The sequence below is a fragment of the Streptomyces sp. NPDC004542 genome (assembly GCF_040610035.1).
Taxonomy (GTDB): Bacteria; Actinomycetota; Actinomycetes; order Streptomycetales; family Streptomycetaceae; genus Streptomyces.
In genome coordinates this window covers 1-5,026 of record NZ_JBEXLP010000175.1, presented here as the reverse complement: position 1 = coordinate 5,026, position 5,026 = coordinate 1, and the positions used below count along the sequence as shown (strand labels likewise).

The 5,026-nt window shown below is 77.3% G+C and carries 2 protein-coding genes; both read left to right on the top strand.

The window, feature by feature from the left end; translation table 11 throughout:
- On the top strand, positions 1–1,864 hold a 1,864-nt coding region (locus ABZX30_RS37665; RefSeq protein ID WP_355942826.1), incomplete at its 5' end, for an SDR family NAD(P)-dependent oxidoreductase.
- 1 nt (position 1,865) lies between these two features.
- A partial coding sequence (locus ABZX30_RS37660) for a beta-ketoacyl synthase N-terminal-like domain-containing protein (RefSeq protein ID WP_355942823.1) occupies positions 1,866–5,026 on the top strand: 3,161 nt, incomplete at its 3' end.

Here is a 5,026-nt window from a genome sequence, read left to right as displayed (position 1 = left end):
GACGCCGGCGCCCGCCCCCGGCAGCGGCGCGCCCGCCGGCACCGACGTCCAGCGGGTCGTCCTGGAGATCATCAGCGAGCGCACCGGCTACCCCGTCGACATGATCGAGCCCGACCTCGACCTGGAGGCGGATCTGAGCATCGACTCGATCAAACGGGCCGAGATCGCGGGCGAACTCGCCCAGCGGCTGGGCATCGGCGGCGACAGCGGCCTCCAGGCCTCCCTCGACGACGCCGAACTGGAGGAGCTGGCCAAGGCGCGGACGGCCGCGGCGGTCACCGACTGGCTGGCGGCGCGGCTCGGCGCGGCCGACGGGCGGACGGCGCTCGCGCCGGAGGCCGTCCCGCCCGCCGAGGAGCCTTCCGGGATCACCGGCCAGGCCCCCAAGCGGTTCGAGCTCAGCGCCGTGCCCCTGCCCCTGCCCGACGGCCCGGCGGACCCCGCCGCCGTGCTCGCCGGGCAGCGGTTCGCCGTCCTCGGTGACGGGGCGGGCGCGGCCGGGCAGGTCGAGGCGCGGCTCACCGGGTACGGCGCCCATGTCGTGACCGCCGGCCGGGAGCACCTCCTCAACCCTGCGGACGGCCCCCTGGACGGCGTCCTCTACCTCGGCGCGCTGCCCGGCGCCGACGTCCCGGTCCTGCCGGACGCCTTCCCGGTGCTGCGGGCCGCCCTGGCCCTCGGCCCGCGCCGGCTGCTGGCCGCCCGGCCCACAGGCGGCGCCGAGGCCCTGCCCGCGGCCGGTCTGTACGGCCTGTTCCGCACCATCGCCCGCGAGTACCCGGAGACCGTCGCACGCGTCGTCGGCCTCGACGACACCGCCCCGGCCGCCGTCGCCGACGCCCTGCTCGCCGAAGTGCTCGCACCGTCGCCCGAGCCGGCCCCCGTCGTCCTGCGCACGGCCGCGGGCCGGCACGGCACGGAACTCGTCGAGGCGCCCCTGGGCCCGCTCGGCACCACCGGAGCCGGCCCCGCCGGGGACGGCGCCGCCGAGGCCGCCGCGCTCGGCCTCGACCGGGACTCCGTGGTGCTGCTGGTGGGCGGCGCCCGCGGGATCACCGCCAGGTTCGCGGCCACGCTCGCCTCGGCCTGCCGCTGCCGCGTCGAACTGATCGGCCGGACCCCGGCCCCCACCGGCCCCGAGGACCCGCGGACCGCCGCCGCCCGCACCCCGGCCGAACTGCGCGCGGCGCTCGCCGCGCAGGCGGGCGGTGGCCCGCTGAAGCCCGCCGAGGTCAACCGCGCCGCGGAACTGCTGCTGGCGCAGCGGGAGATCACCGCGACCCTCGGGGAACTCACGGCACTCGGCAGCCAGGCCCGCTACCGCTGCGTGGACTTCCGCGACCACGACGCGGCACTCCAGGCGATCAAGGAGATCCACGCCGAGCACGGCCGGCTCGACGGGGTCGTGTTCGCCGCCGGGGTGATCGAGGACCGGCTGATCGCCGAGAAGACCGCCGAGTCCTTCCAGCGGGTGTACGGCACCAAGACCGCCGGAGCGGCGACCCTGCTGGCGGCCCTGGAGGAACTGCCCACCGGGCCCGGCTTCGCCGTCCTGTTCGGCAGCGTCTCCGCTGTCCTCGGCAACCGGGGCCAGGCCGACTACGCGGCCGCCAACGACGCCCTGGAGGACCTCGGCGCCGACTGGGCGGCCCGCACCGGTCACCGCGCGCTGACCGTGCACTGGGGACCCTGGGCGCCCACCGGCGCCCACACCGGCATGGTCAGCCCCGAACTCGGCCGGGAGTACGCCCGGCGCGGGGTCGGGCTCATCGACCCCGAGGAGGGCACCGCGGCCCTGCTGCGGGAACTCGCCTGGGGCGACACCGCCGCCCGGGCGGTCGTCTACACCGCCTCGGGCTGGTGACATGACGGACACGACGGGTCGTCAGACACCTGTGGCCATCGTCGGCATGGCGGTCCTGCTCCCCGGCGCCGCCGACCTGGACGCCTACTGGCACAACCTGCGCGACGGCGTGGACGCGATCGGCGACGTGCCCGAGGGCCGCTGGGACGCCGACTACTACCGTCCCTCGGCCGCGACCGGGCCCGCCGTCGCCGACCAGGTGTACTGCCGGCGTGGCGGGTTCGTGGACGGCCTGGCCGAGGTGGAGGTCACCCGGTTCGGCATCATGCCCGCCTCGGTGGCGGGTACCGAGCCGGACCAGCTGATCGCGCTGCACGTGGCCGCCGCCGCGATCGCCGACGCGGGCGGCGCGGACCGGCTGCCCGACCCGCACCGCGTCGGCGTCGTCCTGGGCCGGGGCGGCTACCTCACCCCCGGCCTGGTCCGGCTCGACCAGCGGGTGCGGACGGCGGGACAGCTCGTCCGCACCCTGGGCGAGTTGCTGCCCGACCTCACACCGGGCCAACTGGCCCGGGTCCGGGAAGCGTTCACCGAACGCCTGGGCCCGCACAGCCCCGAGTCCGCGATCGGCCTGGTGCCCAACCTGGCGGCGTCCCGCGTCGCCAACCGGCTCGACCTGCGCGGCCCCGCCTACACCGTGGACGCGGCCTGCGCCTCCTCGCTGGTCGCCGTCGACCAGGCGGTCGGCGCACTCGCCGCCGGGCGCTGCGACGTGATGCTGGCCGGGGGAGTGCACCACTGCCACGACATCACCCTGTGGAGCGTGTTCTCACAGCTGCGCGCCCTCTCCCCGAGCCAGCGCATCCGCCCCTTCCACCGGGACGCCGACGGCATCCTCATCGGTGAGGGCACGGGTGTGGTCGTCCTCAAGCGGCTCGCCGACGCCGAGCGCGACGGCGACCGCGTCTACGCGGTGATCCGGGGCACGGGCGTGGCCAGCGACGGCCGTACGTCCAGTCTCGTCAACCCCGACCCGGGCGGCCAGGCGCAGGCCGTACGCCAGGCCTGGCGGGCCGCCGGCCTCGACCCGGCCGCCCCCGGCGCCCTCGGCCTGCTGGAGGCGCACGGCACCGCCACCCCCGCCGGGGACGCCGCCGAACTGGCCACCCTGGCCGAGGTGTTCGGAGCCGGCGAGGCCGGCGCCCCGGAGAGCGAGGACCGCGCCGTGCTCGGCTCGGTGAAGTCGATGATCGGCCACACCATGCCGGCCGCCGGAGTGGCAGGCCTCGTCAAGGCCGCCCTGGCCGTCCACCACGGCACGCTCCTGCCCACCCTGCACTGCGACGACCCCCACCCCGCCCTCGCCCGCACCCGCTTCCGGCCGCTGCGGAAGGCGGTTCCCTGGGACACCGGCGGGGACCGGACGGTGCGCCGGTCGGCGGTCAACGCGTTCGGCTTCGGCGGGATCAACGCCCACGTCGTCCTGGAGGAGGCGCCCACCGGCCGCACGGCACCGGCGAGCGGCGGCCTCCGCGTCCGGGCCGGCACCGCCGGGTCGGTGGGTTCCGGGTCGGAGGGGCCCCAGGCTTGTGTGCGCGGGCCGGGCTCGGTGGCGGTCAGGGTCGACGTGGCCGCTGCCGCAGGGCCGGCGGGATCCGGGCCGGTGGGTTCGGGCACGGAGCCGGTGGGTTCGGGCACGGACGTGAACGAGTCCGGCTCGGCACCGGTCGGCGTCGGTGAGCCGGTCGGTCGGGCCGCTGACGTGGTGGCCGGCGGTCCTGCCGCGGCGGTAGCCGCCGGGTCGGTGGGTTCCGGGGCGGAGGGGCCCGGGGCTGATGTGCGTGGGCCCGGCTCCGGGGAGGCCGGCGTGGCGGGCGGGGGTTCCGCAGCGGCCGATGCCGTCGAGTCCGCGGGGTCCGTGGCGAGGAGTGCCGGTGCCGGCCCGGGGGAGGCCGGGGGCGGGCGCCCGCCCACCCCCGCCCGGGTCACCGAACCCGAACGTGTCCTCCTGCTCGCCGCCGACCACCCGGAGGGCCTCGCCGCGCTCCTCGCCGCCGACGACTCCGCCGTACTCGGCTCCGGACTGGACAGCGACCGGACGCATCCCGAGGCCGGTCCGGTGCGGCTGGGCATCGTCGGTCCCACCGCCAAGCGGCTGGCGCTGGCCCGGCGGGCGGTCGGCAAGGGCCGGGCCTGGCAGGGCCGCAGCGACGTCTGGTTCCGGACCCGGCCGCTCCTCGGGCCGGGGCAGGGCGGACTCGCCTTCGTCTTCCCCGGCCTCGAGGCCGAGTTCACCCCCCGCGTCGACGACGTCGCCGCCCACTTCGGTCTGCCCCGGCTTCCCGGGACCCCGGCCGGGGAACCACGGGTCGGTGACGTGGGCCGGCACGGCGCCGGTGTCGTAGGCGTGGGCCGGCTGCTCGACGCGGCGCTGCGCCGCATGGGCGTCGTGCCGGACGCGGTGGCCGGGCACAGCGTCGGTGAATGGACCGCGATGGCGGTGGCCGGCCTGTACTCCGGTGCCGAGGTCGACGCGTTCATGGCCGGGTTCGACCCGGACACACTGACCGTCCTGGGCCTGGCCTTCGCCGCCGTCGGGGCCCCCGCGGCGCAGGTCGCCGCCGCCCTCGCCGACGACTGGGCGGACGCCGGGATCGTGCTCTCCCACGACAACGCGCCCGGCCAGTCGATGGTGTGCGGGCCGGACACGGCGGTCGCCGCGTTCGTACGGGCCTTCCGCGCCCGGGGCGTGCTGTGCCAGGTGCTGCCCTTCCGGTCCGGGTTCCACACGCCGATGCTCGAGCCCTATCTGGCGCCCATCAAGGAAGCCGCCGACCGGTTCCGGCTCCATCCGCCCACCGTGCCCGTGTGGTCCGGGACCACGGCGGCACCCTTCCCGCGGGGCGAGGCCGCCGTACGCGAACTCTTCCTCCGCCACCTGCTCGAACCCGTACGCTTCCGCGAGCTCGTCGAGGCCCTGTACGACGCCGGGCACCGCGCCTTCGTCCAGGTGGGCCCGGGGCAACTCGCGTCCCTGATCGGCGACACCCTCGGCGACCGGGACCACCTGGTCGTCGCCGCGAACTCGCCCCACCGCACGGGCCTCGCCCAGCTCCGCCGGACGGCCACGGCGCTGTGGACGGCGGGCGCCCCGGTGGCGGGCTCGGCCCCGAGGGCCGCCAGGCGCAGGAGGAGCTGGGGCTGTACATGGGCGGACTGGAC